The organism is Streptomyces anandii JCM 4720, assembly GCF_014650655.1.
Taxonomy (GTDB): Bacteria; Actinomycetota; Actinomycetes; order Streptomycetales; family Streptomycetaceae; genus Streptomyces; species Streptomyces anandii.
In genome coordinates this window covers 138,259-154,339 of the sequence record NZ_BMVJ01000013.1, presented here as the reverse complement: position 1 = coordinate 154,339, position 16,081 = coordinate 138,259, and the positions used below count along the sequence as shown (strand labels likewise).

14 protein-coding genes and 2 pseudogenes are annotated in these 16,081 nt (G+C 74.0%); 8 read left to right on the top strand and 8 right to left on the bottom strand.

Annotation, left to right across the window (positions count from 1 at the left end; all coding sequences use genetic code 11):
- Nucleotides 1-4: 4 nt before the first annotated feature.
- The gene (locus tag IE249_RS23395; protein ID WP_189707528.1) at nt 5-3,304 is read right to left on the bottom strand and encodes an AfsR/SARP family transcriptional regulator; all 3,300 of its coding nucleotides are present in this window, start codon (nt 3,302-3,304) and stop codon (nt 5-7) included.
- 195 nt (nt 3,305-3,499) lie between these two features.
- Here IE249_RS23395 and IE249_RS23390 point away from each other — a divergent pair, with 195 nt between their 5' ends.
- Nucleotides 3,500-4,039 carry a copper-binding protein gene (locus tag IE249_RS23390; RefSeq protein ID WP_189707526.1) on the top strand — a complete coding sequence of 180 codons (540 nt, stop codon included), beginning with the start codon at nt 3,500-3,502 and terminating at the stop codon, nt 4,037-4,039.
- A 17-nt stretch (nt 4,040-4,056) separates the two neighbouring features.
- On the opposite strand, the gene IE249_RS23385 is transcribed toward IE249_RS23390, so the two are convergent.
- Nucleotides 4,057-4,731 (bottom strand): hypothetical protein, encoded by a 675-nt coding sequence (locus tag IE249_RS23385; protein WP_189707524.1) that lies wholly within the window; start codon nt 4,729-4,731, stop codon nt 4,057-4,059.
- 224 nt (nt 4,732-4,955) lie between these two features.
- Between IE249_RS23385 and IE249_RS23380 the strand changes: the two genes are divergently transcribed.
- The 3 genes from IE249_RS23380 (at nt 4,956) to IE249_RS23370 (ending at nt 8,814) form a co-directional block, all read left to right on the top strand.
- Nucleotides 4,956-7,859, top strand: coding sequence for an ATP-binding protein (locus IE249_RS23380; RefSeq protein WP_229859099.1), 2,904 nt, complete (start codon nt 4,956-4,958; stop codon nt 7,857-7,859).
- Nucleotides 7,860-7,954: 95 nt separating this feature from the next.
- Entirely contained in the window at nt 7,955-8,530 is a 576-nt protein-coding gene (locus tag IE249_RS23375) for a TetR/AcrR family transcriptional regulator (protein WP_189707522.1), read from the top strand.
- Between the two features lie 89 nt (nt 8,531-8,619).
- Nucleotides 8,620-8,814: an antitoxin gene (locus IE249_RS23370; RefSeq protein WP_189707520.1), complete on the top strand. Its 195-nt coding sequence runs from the start codon at nt 8,620-8,622 to the stop codon at nt 8,812-8,814.
- Nucleotides 8,815-8,849: 35 nt separating this feature from the next.
- Here IE249_RS23370 and IE249_RS23365 read toward each other — a convergent pair whose 3' ends face one another.
- Nucleotides 8,850-9,557, bottom strand: coding sequence for a GPR1/FUN34/YaaH family transporter (locus tag IE249_RS23365; RefSeq protein ID WP_189707518.1), 708 nt, complete (start codon nt 9,555-9,557; stop codon nt 8,850-8,852).
- Between the two features lie 95 nt (nt 9,558-9,652).
- On the opposite strand from IE249_RS23365, the gene IE249_RS23360 reads away from it, so the two are divergent.
- Nucleotides 9,653-10,120 (top strand): hypothetical protein, encoded by a 468-nt coding sequence (locus IE249_RS23360; protein WP_189707516.1) that lies wholly within the window; start codon nt 9,653-9,655, stop codon nt 10,118-10,120.
- Here IE249_RS23360 and IE249_RS23355 read toward each other — a convergent pair whose 3' ends face one another.
- The 4 genes and pseudogenes from IE249_RS23355 to IE249_RS38270 form a co-directional block, all read right to left on the bottom strand.
- Nucleotides 10,121-10,357 carry a response regulator transcription factor gene (locus IE249_RS23355; RefSeq protein WP_229859097.1) on the bottom strand — a complete coding sequence of 79 codons (237 nt, stop codon included), beginning with the start codon at nt 10,355-10,357 and terminating at the stop codon, nt 10,121-10,123.
- 187 nt (nt 10,358-10,544) lie between these two features.
- Nucleotides 10,545-10,919: a cytochrome C oxidase subunit I gene (locus tag IE249_RS23350; RefSeq protein ID WP_189707514.1), complete on the bottom strand. Its 375-nt coding sequence runs from the start codon at nt 10,917-10,919 to the stop codon at nt 10,545-10,547.
- Nucleotides 10,916-12,595, bottom strand: a complete 1,680-nt coding sequence (ctaD, locus tag IE249_RS23345; protein WP_189707512.1) for an aa3-type cytochrome oxidase subunit I — start codon at nt 12,593-12,595, stop codon at nt 10,916-10,918. Before ctaD ends, IE249_RS23350 begins: the two co-directional genes overlap by 4 nt.
- A 152-nt stretch (nt 12,596-12,747) precedes the next feature.
- Nucleotides 12,748-12,888: pseudogene (locus IE249_RS38270) on the bottom strand (LysR family transcriptional regulator); the annotation flags it as partial.
- A 229-nt stretch (nt 12,889-13,117) separates the two neighbouring features.
- Here IE249_RS38270 and IE249_RS40085 point away from each other — a divergent pair.
- The 3 genes and pseudogenes from IE249_RS40085 to IE249_RS23330 form a co-directional block, all read left to right on the top strand.
- Nucleotides 13,118-13,444 carry an MFS transporter gene (locus IE249_RS40085; protein ID WP_373304432.1) on the top strand — a complete coding sequence of 109 codons (327 nt, stop codon included), beginning with the start codon at nt 13,118-13,120 and terminating at the stop codon, nt 13,442-13,444.
- 102 nt (nt 13,445-13,546) lie between these two features.
- Nucleotides 13,547-14,317 carry a hypothetical protein gene (locus IE249_RS23335; RefSeq protein ID WP_229859095.1) on the top strand — a complete coding sequence of 257 codons (771 nt, stop codon included), beginning with the start codon at nt 13,547-13,549 and terminating at the stop codon, nt 14,315-14,317.
- Nucleotides 14,318-14,323: 6 nt separating this feature from the next.
- Nucleotides 14,324-14,515, top strand: a pseudogene (locus IE249_RS23330) (condensation domain-containing protein); the annotation flags it as partial.
- Between the two features lie 40 nt (nt 14,516-14,555).
- Here IE249_RS23330 and IE249_RS38265 read toward each other — a convergent pair.
- A partial coding sequence (locus IE249_RS38265) for an ATP-binding SpoIIE family protein phosphatase (protein ID WP_229859087.1) occupies nt 14,556-16,081 on the bottom strand: 1,526 nt, incomplete at its 5' end.

Below are 16,081 nucleotides of genomic sequence, written 5' to 3'. Positions count from 1 at the left end.
GTCCTCATCCGTCTTTGCACTCACCCGGTCCCCGGCTCCGCGGCTCCCCGGCCCGGGTGAGCCGCGCCAGCGCCCGGGGTCCGCGGACGTCGCCGAGGCGCGCGAAGAGTTCCGCCGCCCGTCCCGCCGAGGCGCCGGCGGCCTCCTGGTCGCCGTCCTCCTCGGCCAGCCGGGCCAGCATCAGCGCCACCCACCCGGAGGCGCACACCGATCCGGCGATGTGCTCCAGCCGCCGGACCCGGGTCAGCAGGGCGCGGGCCGCGGTGCGGTCCCCGTCCGCGCGGGCGATCAGCCCCAGGTGGAGCAGGCAGTTGACGGTGCCCGGCACGTCGTCGGTCTCCTCGAAGCCCGCGCGGGCCTCGGTGACGACGGCCCGCGCGCCCTCGGTGTCCCCGGCCGCCAGGCGGAGCAGGCCGAGACAGCCGAGGGTGATGCCCTCCTCCCGGCGGTCGCCGAGCCGGCGCCTGATCGCGAGGGCGGCCTCGAGGTGTTCGCGCGCCGGACCGTACTCGCCCCGGGTCCTGCAGATGTTGCCCAGGGTGTTGAGAGCCAGGGACTCCCCGTACGGGTCGGCGAGCGCGCGGAAGCAGTCGGCGCCGCGCTCGGCGGCCACCGTCGCGGCGCCCGTGTCGCCCTCGAGGCGGGCCGCCCAGGCGAGGTTGACCAGGACGTAGCCGCGCGCCCGGGCCGCACCGACCGTGCGGCCCACCAGCACGGTCTCCTCGAAGAACAGTGAGATCCGCCCCTCCGGGTCCTCTTCGACGGCGTACCCGGGGGTCATGACCGGGAAGAAGGGACTGGTGCCCTCCCGCACCCGGTCGAGCAGCCGCAGGCTCTGCGTGCAGGCCTCCCTGGCCGCGGCGCCCTCGCCCCGGCAGATGGCCCGCACGCCCTCGTGGTAGGCGACGGCGGCGAGCACCGAGGGCTCGCCGGCCTCGCGGGCGAGCGTGCGGGCCCGGTCCAGCGCGGTGCGGGAGTCGTCCCAGGTTCCGCCCATCCAGCGCAGCACGGCCTGCTGGTAGCAGCCGTACGCCAGACCGGCGGGGTCGGCCCGCCGCTCGTGCACGGCGACGATCTGCGCGCCGACGTCCTCCAGCGGTGAGGCGTCACCGAGACGGATCGCGAGCACGCCACGGCCCATCAGCGCGGTCGCGCGCTGGGGGGTCGGCTCCGGGGCGGCGGCCAGGGCGTCGTCGAGCCAGCGGCAGCCCTCGGCGAGCCGCCCGCGTTCGGCCCAGAACCAGCGCAGCGCGGCCGCCAGGCGCAGCGCGCTGTCCGGGTCGCGGCGCAGACACGACCGCAGGGCCGCGCGCAGGTTGCCGTAGTCGGCCTCGAGTTGCAGGGAGGTGGCGCGGCCGGTGCCGGTGGGCGGCTCGCGGTCCCAGGCCTCGGCCAGCTCGAGGTAGAAGCGCCGGTGCCGGGCCTCGGTGGCCTCGCCCTCCCCGGCGGCGCGCAGCCGTTCCGCCGCGTACTGCCGGACGGGTTCGAGGAGCCGGTAGCGGGCTTCGTCGTGCGGCGGCTCGGGGCTCTCCACCCACACCAGGGACTTGTCGGCGAGCCGGCCGAGAAGGTCCAGCACCGGGGCCCGGGCGGCGGGCTCGGCGCACACCTCCTCGGCCGCCGTCAGCGAGAAGCCGCCGGTGAAGACGGCGAGGCGGCGCAGCAGACGCCGTTCCTCCCCGTCGAGCAGCCGGTGGCTCCACTCCAGGGTGGCCAGCAGCGTCTCCTGCCGGGTGGCGCCGTGCCTGCTGCCCCGCCGGAGCAGGGCGAGCGCGTCGTCGAGCCGTTCGGCGATCTGGCGCGGGGAGAGGACGGGGGTGCGGGCGGCGGCGAGTTCCAGGGCGAGCGGCATGCCGTCGAGGCGGAAGCAGATCTGCGCGACGGCGGGCGCGTTGTCCTCGGTGAGCCGGAAGCGGGGCGCGGCGTCGGCGGCGCGCTCCACGAAGAGCCGTACGGAGGCGAACCGGCCCAGCTCGTCCAGGGCGGGCAGCCGGTCCGGGTCCGGCAGGGCCAGGGACGGCACCCGGAAGGTGCGCTCGCCGTAGCTGCGCAGCGGCTCCCGGCCGGTGGCGAGCACGACCACGCCGGGACAGCGGGCCAGCAGCGCGGCGGCGAGGGCGGCGCACGCGTCGACCAGGTGCTCGCAGTTGTCCAGCACCAGCAGCAGCTCCCGGCTCGCCAGCTGCCCCACGAGCGCGTCCCGGCTCTCCTGCGCCGGGGCGAGCTGGAGGCCGAGGGCGGCGGCGACCGCGTCCGGCACCAGCCGGGGTTCGGTGAGCGCGGCCAGGTCCACGAACCACACGCCGTCGCGGTGGGCGTCGACGCGCCGGGCGGCCACGGCGAGCGCGAGCCGGGTCTTGCCGCAGCCGCCCGCGCCGGTGAGGGTCAGCAGTCTGCTGCGCAGCAGCAGGCTCTCCACCTCGGCCGTCTCGCGCTCCCGGCCGATCAGCGCGGTCGCCGGCACGGGCAGGTTGTGCCGCGCGTGGCCGGAGCGCCGCCGTGGTTCGCCCTGCCGCACGGAGGTTTCGTCCTGTGGCGTCCCGTCTCCCCGGGGCTCGACCGAGTCGGTGAGGAGCGTTCGGTACAGGCGGCGCGTCCGCGGGTCGGGATCCGCGCCGGTGTCGCCGCGCAGGGCGTCGCGCAGCCGCTCGTAGACGGCCAGCGCCTCCCGGCGGCGCCCGGTGTCGGCCAGGGCCCGCATCAGCGCCCGGTGGCCCGGCTCGTGCAGGGGGTCCTGGGTGACGAGTTCGCCGAGCACGTCGATCGCCTCGGCCGTCCGCCGCTCGCCCCGCAGCGTCTCTGCGAGCCCGAGCCTGAGCGCGGTCCGCCGCGACTCCAGGGCCACGGCCGCCTCGCGCACCCAGGGCTCGTAGGTGTCCTCGGGCAGCAGTCCCGGTTCGGCCAGGGCGAGTGCGGCGCGGTAGTCGGAGGCGGCGCCGTCGCGGCGGGTGCGCCGGACCGCCTCGTCGAGTTCGTCCACGTCGATGCGCACACCGCCGTCCGGGGCGAGCAGGACCAGGTCGTCGCGCAGGACGACGACGTCCCCGGCCGCCCCGGTGGCCGTCAGCGCGCGCCGGGCGGCGTGGAGCACCTGGTGGAGGTTGTTGGCCGCGGCCACCGGGTCCAGGTCGGGCCACAGCAGGTCGTAGAGCCGCTCGCGGTGCATCCGGTGGCCCGGTGCCAGGCACAGCAGTTTCAGCAGGCTGCGCGCCTTGCGCAGCCGCCACGCCCCGGCGGCGACAGGGCGGTCCCCGACCGCCACGTGGAAACCGCCGAGGAGCCGGATGCGTACGTCGTCGGCCATGGCTGCCTCCTGAGCAGGCTACCGCCGCACGGGTGCCCGGGCCCGGCTGTCCGGGGAACGGGGACCGGGGGCCGGGGGCCGGGGACCGGGGGCCGGGGCAATCCATCGGCGGCTCCGAGCCGTATCGGTTGGTGGCGGATCCACGGCGGGACGTCCCGGCGCGGCCGGGCACGTCGGTGGTGAGGAGGCGCGGCCATGGCGGGACGACGGCTCAGCCGGAGCGGATGGGCGGCGGGAGCGGGCGCGGCGGGCGCGGTGATGCTGGCCGCCCTGCTCGCGGCCTGCGGGAGTTCGGGGTCGTACGGCTCGGGCGGGTCGGGCGGGTCGGGCGGCTCGGGGAGCCAGGGCGGCGCGGGGTCGGTCACCTCGCCCGCGCCGGCGGGCGGCGGGGCGAGGGCCACGACGGTGACGGTGCGGATGACGGAGTACAAGCTGGACCTGTCCGCGAAAACGTTCAAGGCCGGTGACTACACGTTCGTGGCCACCAACGACGGGCACACCCTCCACTCGCTGGAGATCCAGGGCCAGGGCAGCGACGTACGTCTGCCGCAGGGCCTGCGACCGGGTCAGTCGGGGCAGGTCCGGGTGGTGCTCAAGGACGGCACGTACCACCTGTTCTGCCCGGTGGACCAGCACAGGGAGCTCGGCATGAGGACCGACATCACCGTCGGCGGCGCGGGCGGGACCTCGTCGGTGACCCCGTCCGCCACGCACTCCTCGGGCGGCGGCTACTAGGACCTGCCCCCCGGGGCTCACAGGAAGAAGGGCAGGTTCACGACCAGCGCGATGTAGCCGATGGTCACCACGGCGGCGAGCAGCCCGAACTGCACCACGTGGACGTGGCGCCACGGCGGCCGGATGCCCGGGAACCGCTGCCTCAGTACGGGCCAGGTGACGAAGCCGTGGTCCTCGGCGGGCAGGGCCAGCTCCCGCCACAGCCGCGCGAGGGCCTCCGGGTTCCACTGCCGGGGGTCGACCAGCACCGGCCGCCGCGTGCGCGAGGTGAGCACGACGCGGCCGCCGTGCGGGCCGTCGACCGGGGCGCGCAGCGTGTGCACGCCGGTCAGCTCGGACACCGGGGCGTGCAGGACCTTGCGGTTCCAGCGGTCGCGCACGGTCAGCACGCCGTCCTCCAGCAGGATCCCGGCGTTCGCCCAGCGCAGTGCCGTCAGCACCCCGACGAGCACCAGCGGGAAGGCCACGGCCAGCAGCCCCACCACGAACCCCGTCGTCCCCGACCCCTCGGAGGTGCCGCGTCCCCGGTCCATCATCAGGCCCATGCGCAGCGCGCCGATCGCGATGAGCGGAGCGGCGGCGATCAGCGGGCTCTTGACGGTTCTGCTGTCGGGCCTGACCGACACCCAGGGCGCGTCCCCGTCGTCCTGCGCACCGGTGAGCGGCGCTTCGTCCGGTGGTCGTGTCGTCATACGGGTGTCCTGCCTTCCTGCGGGCGCGGGGGACGATGCTGCCTTAACCGGTGGCCTCGGACATCGGGGAAAATACGTAGTCCCGGCACGCGCCGACGCGTGCCCGCGCCCCGGCCGCCGCGGGTCCAACGACCCGTGGGCACCGGCGTGTCGGCGGCCGGCCCTCGGTGGGCGGGCGGCGGGGACGGAGATCGACCGGGCGGGCGGGTTTGCGGGTGGGGGACGTGAGCGTGGCGGAACTGGTGGGCAGATCGGCGGAACTGGCGCGGCTGGACGCCGTGTTGGCCGCCCTGGGCGAGCCGGGTGTGCCCGCGGTGGTCGACATCGCCGGTGAACCGGGCATCGGCAAGAGCCGGTTGCTCGCCGAGGTGTGCGCGCGGGCCCGGCGGGCCGGGCTCACGGTGCTGCGGGGACGGGCCACGCAGTACGAACAGCAGGTGCCCTTCCAGGCGTTCACCGACGCGCTCGCCGACGCCGCTCCGGACCGGGGTCCGTCGGCGGACGCCTGCGCGCCGGGCGGAGCCGTGCCCGACGCGGGCGCGGTCCTGAACGGTGTGCTGCACCCGTCCGGCGACGGGCCGGGGACCGTCGCCGCGACCGCCGCCCGTTTCGGGCTGCACCGCGCGATCGGCGCCCGTCTCGGTCGTCTGGGCGAGGCGGGGCTGGTCCTCGCCCTGGACGACCTGCACTGGGCGGACCCCGCCTCCCGTGAACTCGTGGACCACCTGGTCCGGCACCCGGCGCGCGGCCGCGTCCTGCTGCTGGTGGCCCGGCGGGCCCGGCAGACCCCGACCTCGCTGACGGCCGCGCTCGCCCGCGGCGCCGACAGCGGCGCGGTGCTGCACCTCACCCTGGAACCGCTGCCCGAGCAGGAGTCCGTACGGGTGCTGGCCGGCGACCTCCCCGAGGAGGACGCGCACCGGCTCTACGCCGCCAGCGAGGGCAACCCGCTGTATCTGCTCTCGCTGGTGCACGCCTACCGGGCCGGCGCCCCCTTGCGCACCATCACCGCCCAGGAGGAGGCGACGGACGCCATCGGAGTGCCCGGTGGGCTCGCCGCGCTGCTGCTGGAGGAGCTCACCGCGCTCACCGGACCGCAGCGGCGCATCGTGGAGGCGGTGGCGGCGCTGGGCGACCACGCCACGACCGCGATGCTGGGCGCGACGGCCGAGGTCGCCGCGCACGAGGTCGAGGAACACACCGGCGCCCTGACCGGACAGGACCTGCTGCGCCCCGGGCCGGGCGGCCGCTGGACGCTGCGCCACCCCCTCGTGCGGGCCCTGGTCTACGAGAACACCTCCCCGCGGCGCCGCGCCGAGGTCCACCGCATCGCCGCGCGGGAACTGGCCCGCGCCGGCGCCCCGGTCACCGAGCGTGCCCACCACGTCGAACGGTCGCTGACCGGCTGGGACCCGCAGGCCGCGGCCGTACTGAGCGAGGCCGCCGCGCGGTTCCTGCCCACCGCACCGGCCATCGCCGCCCATCTGCTGGACGTCGTCCTCACCCGTATGCCGGACACCCCGGGCCACGCCCGGCGGCGCGGCGAACTGCTGCTGGCCAGGGCGCGTGCGCTGGGCGTCGGCGGCAACCTGCGCGAGAGCAGGGACCTGCTGCACACGCTGATCGAGTGGGCGGGCAAGGACCATCCCGATCTGCGCACGGAAGCCATCGCGCAGTGCGCGGTGATGGAACGGCACCTCGGCCACTGCCCCGAGGCCACCGCGCTGCTGCGCCGGGAGCTGTCGCGCCTGCCGGGGCCGCCGCCGGGCCAGGCGGTCTCCCTGCGGCTCGCGCTCGGCATGTCCGCGCTGCTGACCGGGTCGTATCCGCAGGTGCGGGCCGAGGTGGCGGAGGCGCTCGACGTGGCGCGCCGCGACGACGACGCCACCGGCGAGGCGGCGGCGCTGGCGCTGTCGGCGCTCGGCGAGGCGTACGAGGGCGAGATCGCGGCGGCCGAACGCTTCGCCGACGCGGCCCGCGGCCTCACGGACGCGCTGACCGACCCGGGGCTGACGGACCTGTGCGAGTCGCTGGTGTGGCTGGCCTGGGCGGAGGTGCTGCTGGAGCGCTACGCCGACGCCGAACGGCACATCACGCGGGGACTGGACATCGCCCGCCGCGCCGGACAGCTGCATGTGCTGCCGCACCTGCTGACCAGCCGGGCCTTCGTGCACCTCAACACCTGCCGGCTGCCTTCGGCGCTGGAGGCGGCCGAGGAGGCGGAGTCCATCGCACGGGCCGCGGGCAGCAGCGACCTGCTGGCGTTCACGCTGGCCATCAAGACGGTGGTACTGCTGCTCGCGCGGCCCTTCGGGGACGGCGGCGCGCTCGCCACCGGCGAGGAGGCCGTCGCGGCGGCGAGCGGGAGCCGGGGCTGGTGGTCGGCGCTGGCCTGGTGCATGCTCGGGCACGCCGCCTTCGTGGACGGTGATCCGCACCGCGCGCAGGAGGCCATCACGACCGCCGGCGGCGGCCCCGATCTGCCGCTGCTTCAACCGTCCATCCGCCCAGGGCAGTTGGACACCCTGGCGAGCGCGGCCCTCGCCGCCGGCGAGCCCGACCGGGCCGCGCGCTGGGTCGCGCAGGCCACGCGCGAGGCGGGTCGGCTGGGCCTGCGGGGCCAGCGCGCCGCGGCCCTGCGGGCGCAGGCCGCGCTCGCCGAGCACCGCGGCGACACGGCACGCGCCGTACGTCTGCTGGAGTCGGCCGCCGAGGAGTACGCCCGTTGCGGACAGACCCTGTGGGAGGCGTACTCCCTGCTGCGGGCCGCGCCGCTGACCCGGCGGGCCGGGCAGGGTCCGCGGGCCGCCGCGATGTGGCACCGCGCGCACCGGCTCGCCGTGGACGGCGGCGCCCGGCTGCTGGTGGACCTGGCGGAGCTGATCCGGCCGGAGGCATCGGCCGAGGGCCCGAGGGTGCCGGCCGAGCTGGCCGAACTGACGGTCCGGGAGCGGGAGGTGGCGGGGCTGGTGGCGCAGGGCCTGAGCAACCAGGACATCGCGGCCCGGCTCCACCTCAGCCGCCGCACCGTCGAGACCCACCTGTCCTCGGTCTACCGCAAGCTGTCCGTGCCCTCGCGTTCGGCGCTGGCCGGTTTCATGGCCCGCGCCGGGAACGGGAGCCCGTAGCGGCGCCCGTGGCCGGGGGCGGTGAGCCGGCGTGGCATTTGCCTAAGGGGTTTAGGCATCCACATAATCGGTGCACCGGAAGGGGAGGGAGAGGCATGCCGCGCGCAGGGCTGTCGGTGGAGCGTCTGACACGGGCGGGCGCGGAGCTCGCCGACGAGGTCGGCTTCGACCAGGTGACCGTCTCCGCGCTCGCCCGCCGCTTCGACGTGAAGGTCGCGAGCCTGTACTCGCATCTCAAGAGCTCCCAGGATCTGAAGACCAGGATCGCCCTGCTGGCCCTGGAGGAACTCGCCGACCGGGCCGCCGACGCGCTGGCCGGCCGGGCCGGCAAGGACGCCCTGGCCGCCTTCGCGGACGTCTACCGCGACTACGCCCGTGAGCACCCCGGCCGTTACGCCGCGGCCCGGTTCAGGCTCGACCCGGAGACCGCGGCGGCCAGCGCGGGGGTGCGGCAGGCCCTGATGATCCGGGCGATCCTGCGCGGTTACGACCTCGCCGAGCCGGACCAGACCCACGCGGTCCGGCTGCTGGGCAGCGTCTTCCACGGCTACGTCAGCCTGGAGCTGGCGGGCGGCTTCAGCCACAGCGCCCCCGACCCGGGGACGAGCTGGGTCCGGATCGTCGACGCCCTCGACGCCCTGCTGCGCGACTGGCCCGCGCCCGCGCCGTGACCTGCGCTCCGCCGCCGCGCCGTTGCGGATGCAGGCCGCAGGGGGGTCGGTGATTCTGAGGGGGAGGACAACGCGCGAAGGAGTACGCGATGAGCATGATGGACAAGATCAAGGGGCTGCTGAAGGGCCACGAGGAGCAGGCCGGCAAGGGCATCGACAAGGGCGGGGACTACGTCGACCAGCGCACGCAGGACAAGTACAGCGGCCAGGTCGACACCGCTCAGCAACGGCTCAGGGACGAGATGGACTCCATGGACCGCGGCCAGGACGAGCCGCCCCGGTGACACCGCCCGGACCAACGGCTTCCGCCCGCGCACGGTCACAGCTGCCGGCGGACGCCCGGTTCCCGGGGGAGCACGTCGCCCTGCCCGCCGAGGTCGTCCTCGACGGCCTGCCTGGCGTCACCGCGCCGCAGCAGAGGCAGCACGGTGCGCCGGCGCAGGTCCTCCACGAGGAAGGCCGTACCGGCGTAGAGGGCCAGCGCCACCAGTAGCAGCGCGGCCGCCGCGTCGGCCGTCTCCAGCGCCCCCGGCGCGCCGAGCTGGTACGCCGCCGCGAACGCGGCTCGCACGATGGACACCGTCAGGACGAGCCCGAGCAGGCGCTTGCCCAGGAACGCCGTGGCCGCGATGGGCACGAGCATCAGGGCGAACGCGGCGAGGTAGATGCCCACGGCGACGCTGGTTTGCCGCGCGGGGCTGACGATGTGCAGGGCCCCGAGGGCGGCCCAGGAGGTGGCGAACAGCCCGAGCGCGGCCGCCGCGCCGGTGTCGCGGGTCAGGAACGCCATCACCGCGGCCAGGAACTCCAGCGGGAAGACGAACACCGCCAGCAGGACGCCCGCCGCGCGCACCTGCCCGCCGTCGACCGCTCCGAATCCGATGCCGGCCAGCAGGGCCATGCCGATGCCGAAGGAGAAGAAGCCCAGCGGCAGGGGGTTGGCGTACGGCCGGACCACGACCGTCGCCGTCTCCCTGCCGGACCGGTCCCCGGTTCTGTCCGCGCCGGCGGAGGGCGTGCCCGACATGGGTGCCGCGTACCCGTGGGCGGGTGCCGGAAACGGAGGGTGACCTTGGGGGGCGCCGGTGATTCGGGCGGGCGCCCGCGGGAACCCGTCCCGGCATGATCCAGACCCTCGTACGCGGTGGCGTGGCAGGCGCCGCGGGGACCGCCGTACTGAACGCCGCCACCTACGCCGACATGGCGCTGCGCGGCAGGCCGTCGAGCGGGACTCCGGCCGAGGCCGTGGACAAGATGACCAAGGCCGCCGGTCATCCGGTGCCCGGTTCCGGTGAGAAGCGCGAGAACCGGCTCTCCGGGCTCGGGGCGCTGTCGGGGATCGCGGTCGGCTGCGGCATCGGCGTCGCGGTGTCCGTGCTGCACCGCGCCGGCTTCCGGATGCCGTGGTTGCCGGGCGGTGTGGTCACCGGCGCCCTGGCCATGGCGGCCACGGACCTGCCCATGGCGCGGATGGGTGTCAGCGACCCCAGGCAGTGGTCGGCGCAGGACTGGGCGTCTGACGCGGTGCCGCATGTGCTGTACGGTCTGGCGACCTACGGGGTGGTCCAGGCGGCGGCCCGCCGGGCCTGATCACAGGCCCAGGGCGATGGCGACCCGGGTCAGCTCCGCCGTGCTGGTGATGTTGAACTTGGCGCGGATGCGGCGCAGGTACTCGTCGACCGTGTGGCGGGACAGGCCCATGTGCCGGGCCGTCTGCACGTAGGTGCGGCCGGCGGCGATGTGCCGCAGCGTCTCGCGCTCGCGCGGGGCCAGCGCGGGGGCCTCGGTGTCGGTGGACGGCGTGGCGAGGGTGAGAGTCAGGCTCATGGGTTTCTCCTCCGGCGAGATCGGCCCGGTCGTGTCTGCTCGCACCCTCGGAAGCAGCGGAACGGATGACCCGAAAGGTTCGGTATGTCCGTTTCCAATAAGCCTGACCCCACCGCTTCACAGCGATGTCCTCCGAATGTCACAGGACCGTCCCAGCGACAGCCGACAGCCGACGGCTGCCCGGCGGTCAGAGCCGGGTGGAGGCGACGGCCAGGGTGGCGACGGCGGTGGCGGCCAGGAGGGCCAGGGCGGCCAGGACGCAGGCGAAGCAGCGTGCGCGCAGCCTGCGGTACCGCTCCTCGTACTCGCCGCGCAGCGCCCGGCACCGGTCGGCGACCCGCTGCAGGTCGGACCGCGCCCGCAGCAGGCAGTCGCGCGTGTAGTGCTCCTCGATCTCCTCGCGCTGCGCGCCGGTCAGCCACTCCATCGGCTCGGTGAAGGCCCGGGCCCGCTCCTCGGCCTCGGCGACGCGGGCCTGCCACAGCAGGTAGCCCTCGACCTGGTTGACCACGTCCGCGGCCCCGGCGGGCCTGCCGTCGCGGTGCCCCGCCGCGCCCGTCATCCCGGCAGGCCCAGGTTCTCCCGCTTGTCCGTCAGCGAGACCTCCGGATGGTGCATGTCGAACGCCGGGGACTCGCTGCGGATCATGGGCAGGGTCACGTAGTTGTGCCGCGGCGGCGGGCAGGAGGTCGCCCACTCCAGCGAGCGGCCGTAGCCCCAGGGGTCGTCGGTCTCCACCTTGGGTCCGTACTTGGCGGTCTTCCAGACGTTGTAGAGGAAGGGCAGCATCGACAGGCCCAGCAGGAAGGAGCCGATGGTGGAGACCATGTTGAGGGTCGTGAAGCCGTCCGCGGCGAGGTAGTCGGCGTACCGCCGGGGCATGCCCTCGGCGCCCAGCCAGTGCTGGACCAGGAACGTGGTGTGGAAGCCCACGAAGAGGGTCCAGAACGTGATCTTGCCCAGCCGCTCGTCCAGCATCTTTCCGGTCCACTTGGGCCACCAGAAGTGGAAGCCCGCGAACATCGCGAAGACGACCGTGCCGAAGACGACGTAGTGGAAGTGGGCCACCACGAAGTAGCTGTCGGAGACATGGAAGTCCAGCGGCGGCGAGGCCAGGATGACTCCGGTCAGGCCGCCGAAGAGGAAAGTGACGAGAAAGCCCGCCGCCCACAGCATCGGTGTCTCGAAGGACAGCGAGCCCTTCCACATCGTGCCGATCCAGTTGAAGAACTTCACCCCGGTCGGCACCGCGATCAGGAACGTCATGAAGGAGAAGAACGGCAGCAGCACCCCGCCGGTGACGAACATGTGGTGCGCCCACACCGTCGCGGAGAGCCCCGCAATGGAGATGGTGGCGCCGACCAGGCCCATGTAGCCGAAGACCGGCTTGCGCGCGAAGACCGGGATGATCTCGGTGATGATCCCGAAGAAAGGCAGCGCGATGATGTAGACCTCGGGATGGCCGAAGAACCAGAACAGGTGCTGCCACAGCAGCGGACCGCCGTTCGCGGCGTCGTAGATGTGGGCGCCCCACATGCGGTCCACCTGCAACGCGAACAGCGCGGCGGCCAGCACCGGGAAGACCATGATCGCCAGCACGCTGGTGAGCAGCACGTTCCAGGTGAAGATCGGCATGCGGAACATGGTCATGCCCGGTGCGCGCATGGTGATGATCGTGGTGATGAAGTTGACCGAGCCGAGGATCGTACCGAATCCCGAGAAGGCCAGGCCCATGATCCACAGGCTGGGACCGAGCCCCGGCGAGTGCTCCGCATCGGACAGCGGGGTGTAGGCGAACCAGCCGAAGTCGGCCGCTCCCTGGGGGGTGAGGAAGCCGGCCACCGCGATCAGCGAGCCGAACAGGTACAGCCAGTAGGCCAGCATGTTGAGCCGCGGGAAGGCCACGTCCGGGGCGCCGATCTGCAGCGGCATGATCCAGTTGGTGAAGCCGGCGAACAGCGGGGTGGCGAACATCAGCAGCATGACCGTGCCGTGCATCGTGAACGCCTGGTTGTACTGCTCGGTGGACACGATCTGCAGACCCGGACGGGCCAGCTCCGCCCGCATCACCAGCGCCAGGATGCCGCCGAAGAGGAAGAAGGCGAAGGAGGTGGTCAGGTAGAGCGAACCGATCTTCTTGTGGTCGGTGGTCGTCACCCAGTTCACCACCACGGCGCCGGGTCGCAGCGGTCGCCGGGGGGCGGCGGTCTCCCGAGTGATGTGCTGAACGTCTGTCATGCGGCCCGTCACACGCTTTCTCTCAAGAGATGGGTACGTGAGTTCCACGCGGTGTCCCGCAGGGCTCGGCACCATCCTTGCGCCTGACGCACCCGGAGTGACGGCTCGCTTAGCCGGTATGGAGCAACGGCGCGCTCAATGCACCCGATCGGCGTAGGCGGGAGCTGGGCGGGGCTCACCCGCTCGCCCAGGACCTCGGTCATGAACCGCACCAGCCGGCGCTGGGAGGGACTGCGCGAGGACTCGTGCCGGGCGTAGAGCGCCACTTCGATCGGCTCGGTGTCGAACGGCAGCAGGCCCCCGAGGTCCGCCGGGTCGCGTTCACCCGACTGCTCGAGCCGGCCTACCTGCGCGCGGGCATCGGCGTCCGGGTCGCCTCCTTCGTGGGACTGCTCCTGGTCTACGGCACATCCTCAACGTCGGCGGCGTCGCCTGACTGGTGCTCGGCGGCTTCGTCGCCGACCGCAGAGGCATCAAGGGCACCACGCTCGGCTGGTTCGGCGTCTCGGTGCTGATGCCGGCGTGCCTGAGCGTGAAGATGCACAGCGACCTCATGCCGACATCGTGGTCTTCTTCACCGGCGTGTTCGTCTTCTCGGCCCAGGTGCTGGTCTACGCCTACGTGACGCACTACTACCCCGCCTCCGTGCGCGGTACCGCGCTCGGGCCGGCCTCGGGCATCGGCCGGATCGGCTCCATCGTCGGACCGTCCATCACCGGCGCCCTGGTCACCGCCGGCATCGGCCAACCCTGGGGCTTCTGCTTCTTCGCCGCGGTCGCGGTCCTCGGCTTCCTCGCCGTGCTGACATTGCCGCGCGCCGCGGGGAGCGTACCGGCGGCCTTCGAGTAGCGCCTGCGGGACGGACCCTGACACCGCGTCAGGGTCCGCTCGGGGTCGAGCCGGGGACGTCACCGATGGTGACGTCCCCGTGCCGTTCGGCAGTCTGGTCCCATGCCGAACACCAGCACCAGCCCGTCCCGTTCCTCCCTCGCCCGCCTCGCCCGCCGCACGGCCCTCGCCCTCGCCGGAGGCGCCGTCCTGGCAGGGCTGGTGGGAGTCCCGGCCGCCTCGGCGCGGGACGCCTCCGCGGGGAGCGCGTCCGCCGGCGGCCTCCCGGCCGGTTTCGAGGACTGCCCAACCCTGCCCGCCGGAGCCGACCCGGCCCGCTGGAGATGCGAAGTGCACACCGCCGCCCCGCGGTTGACCATGGGGGCCGTCACGGTCACGCTCGCGCCGATCACCATGACCCACGCCGAGGGCACGCTCCCCGACGGCACCGCCGGGCAGGTGTGGGGCGCGATGCACACCACACCGACCGCGGTTCCGGGCGGTCTCACCGGCCGGGCGCCGGCCGGCAGGGGACCCCTCGCGCTGGCCCTGCTGCCGGAGTACGGCGGCCGGTCCGACTTCTACACCGGCCGGTTCAGCCTGCGCTTCCGGCTGCTGAACCCCCTGCTGCCGCGCACTTGCCTGGTCGGGTCGGACACCCCGGTCGACTTCGCGCTGAAACGCTCGGGCCCCTCCCGCTGGATCTCCACCGACCCGCCCGTCATCGAGTTCTCCGCCTACGACGACGTCTTCACCGCGCCCGCCGCCAAGGACTGCGGCCCCCTGACGGGCCCGCTGAACCGGCGGCTCGGCCTGCCCGCACCGGCCGGGAACCTGCTGAGCTACGACGCCTCGTACACCTTCCGCACCTACGACCGGTTGTCCATACGGTGACCGTCCTTGCGCATGACCGACATCCAGCGCCGCGAGGTCCGGCCCGGCCCGCTCGTCGAGTGGACGCTCGATCCGGCGGCTGTCCGGACGGTGCGAGGGCGTCCTGTTCGTGCCGACCTGGCCGGGCACAGCGTTCGACATCCGGGCCGGCTCGACCTCGACGTGCTGCAGGAGGCGCTGCGCGGCTGGATGCTCCGGCCGAGCGTGAGAGTGGCCCGGCGCTGAGGCGACGCGGGCGCTACAGGCCGAGGTCGAGATCGAGGTCCGCGTCGGCGAGGGCCAGGGTCAGGGCCTTCTCCCCGGAGCACTCCGACAGGGGCAGCTCCGCCCAGATGACCTTGCCGGTGGGGGTGTAGCGGGTGCCCCAGCGTTCGGTCATCTGCGCCACGAGGAACAGGCCGCGGCCGCCCTCCTCGGTGGTGGCGGCGTAGCGCAGGTGGGGGGAGGTGCTGCTGCCGTCGGCCACCTCGCAGATCAGGGTGCGGTCGAGGATGAGGCGGACGTGGATCGGCTCGGAGCCGTAGCGGATGGCGTTGGTGACGAGTTCGCTGAGCACCAGTTCCAGGCTGAAGGACAGCTCGGACAGGTCCCACTCGTCGAGCTTGCGGCACGCGGCGTCGCGCATCCGGGCGACGGCCGCCGGGTCGGAGGGCACGTCCCAGTCGGCGATGCGGTCGGGCGGCAGCGGCCGGGTGCGGGCGATCAGCAGGGCCACGTCGTCCTTGGGGCGCGCGGGCAGCAGCGTGTCCAGCACGGCCTGGCAGCTCTGCTCGGGCGGCCGGTCGGGATGGCCGGCGAGCGACTGGCGCAGCAGTTCCATGCCCTCGTCGAGGTCGCGGTCGCGGTCCTCGATGAGCCCGTCGGTGTAGAGCACGAGCTGGGTGCCCTCGGGGATGTCCAGCTCGGCCGAGCGGAAGGGCATCCCGCCGAGGCCGAGCGGCGGCCCGAAGGGCAGGTCAGGGAAGGCGACGTCGCCGTCGGGGCTGACCAGGGCGGGGGCGAGGTGCCCGGCGCGGGCCATGACGCAGCGGCGGGTCACGGGGTCGTAGATCGCGTACAGGCAGGTGGCGCCGACGATGGCCGCGGCGACCTCGGTGCAGGCCTCGTCCTGGTCGATGCGGCCGACCAGGTCGTCGAGGTGGCTGAGCAGTTCGTCGGGCGGCAGGTCGAGGGTGGAGAAGTTGTGCACCGCGGTGCGCAGCCGGCCCATGGTGGCGGCGGCGTGCAGACCGTGACCCACGACGTCCCCGACGACCAGGGCGACCCGGCCGCCGGGCAGCGGAATCACGTCGAACCAGTCCCCGCTGACGCCGGACTGGGCGGGCAGGTACCGGTAGCCGACCTCGAGGGCGCCCTGCTCGGGCAGGGCGCGCGGGAGCAGGCTGCGCTGCAGGGTGACGGCCGTGGCGTGCTCGCGGGCGTACCGGCGGGCGTTGTCGATGCTGACCGCGGCCCGGGCGACCAGTTCCTCGGCCAGCGACAGCTCCTCCTCGTCGAAGGGGCCGTGTTCCTTGGTGCGCCAGAAGTTGGCGACGCCGAGGACCGCTCCACGGGCCTTGATCGGGGCGGAGATGAGGGAGTGGATGCCGTAGTCCACGATCCGTCCGGCGCGTTCGGGGTCCTGGGCGTGCCAGCCGGTGGCGCTGGAGAGGTCGGTGACGAGTTCGGAGCGTCCGGTGCCGTAGCCGCGGGCCTGGGGGGTGGAGGGCAGGAAGTCGATCAGCCGGCCCTTCTCGTAGAGCGGGTGGTCGTCGCGCACTCCGC

Excerpts from the sequence above, each read along its gene's own strand:
- IE249_RS23355 (WP_229859097.1), bottom strand. The coding sequence starts at position 10,357 with ATGAGCCTGACTCTCACCCTCGCCACGCCGTCCACCGACACCGAGGCC.
- IE249_RS23375 (WP_189707522.1), top strand. The coding sequence starts at position 7,955 with ATGCCGCGCGCAGGGCTGTCGGTGGAGCGTCTGACACGGGCGGGCGCG.
- IE249_RS23335 (WP_229859095.1), top strand. The coding sequence starts at position 13,547 with ATGCCGAACACCAGCACCAGCCCGTCCCGTTCCTCCCTCGCCCGCCTC.
- IE249_RS23365 (WP_189707518.1), bottom strand. The coding sequence starts at position 9,557 with ATGTCGGGCACGCCCTCCGCCGGCGCGGACAGAACCGGGGACCGGTCC.
- IE249_RS23390 (WP_189707526.1), top strand. The coding sequence starts at position 3,500 with ATGGCGGGACGACGGCTCAGCCGGAGCGGATGGGCGGCGGGAGCGGGC.
- IE249_RS23350 (WP_189707514.1), bottom strand. The coding sequence starts at position 10,919 with ATGACGGGCGCGGCGGGGCACCGCGACGGCAGGCCCGCCGGGGCCGCG.
- ctaD (WP_189707512.1), bottom strand. The coding sequence starts at position 12,595 with ATGACAGACGTTCAGCACATCACTCGGGAGACCGCCGCCCCCCGGCGA.
- IE249_RS23370 (WP_189707520.1), top strand. The coding sequence starts at position 8,620 with ATGAGCATGATGGACAAGATCAAGGGGCTGCTGAAGGGCCACGAGGAG.
- IE249_RS23395 (WP_189707528.1), bottom strand. The coding sequence starts at position 3,304 with ATGGCCGACGACGTACGCATCCGGCTCCTCGGCGGTTTCCACGTGGCG.
- IE249_RS23385 (WP_189707524.1), bottom strand. The coding sequence starts at position 4,731 with ATGACGACACGACCACCGGACGAAGCGCCGCTCACCGGTGCGCAGGAC.
- IE249_RS23360 (WP_189707516.1), top strand. The coding sequence starts at position 9,653 with ATGATCCAGACCCTCGTACGCGGTGGCGTGGCAGGCGCCGCGGGGACC.